1 protein-coding gene is annotated in these 340 nt (G+C 65.3%); it reads right to left on the bottom strand.

Going from position 1 to position 340, the window contains the following annotated elements; all coding sequences use genetic code 11:
- A partial coding sequence (locus HLUSI_RS27785) for an ATP-binding cassette domain-containing protein (protein ID WP_040503303.1) occupies window positions 1-340 on the bottom strand: 340 nt, incomplete at both ends.

Raw genomic sequence — 340 nt, 5'->3', positions numbered from 1 at the left:
ATTGACGCGCTGGCGCTGGCCGCCGGACAGTTCATGCGGATAGCGGCCGGCGAAACGCTCAGGTTGCAATCCCACGCGCGCCAGCAAGTCGCGTGCACGCGTGATCGCTTCACGCGAGGGCAAGCCGTGCACAGTGGGAGCAAAAGCAATTGAATCCTCGATCGTCATGCGCGGGTTGAGCGAGGAGTAGCTGTCCTGGAACACCATCTGCGCCTGCCGGCGGAACTGCCGCAGCGGCAAGGCGCGCGAGCCGACCGTCTCGCCGTCGAACACCAGTTCGCCGCTGTCCTGGTTGATCAGTTGCATCAGCACGCGGGCCGTGGTCGATTTGCCGCAGCCG

The organism is Herbaspirillum lusitanum P6-12 (assembly GCF_000256565.1).
GTDB classification, from domain to species: Bacteria; Pseudomonadota; Gammaproteobacteria; order Burkholderiales; family Burkholderiaceae_D; genus Herbaspirillum; species Herbaspirillum lusitanum.
This window is presented reverse-complemented; position numbering and strand designations above follow the sequence as displayed.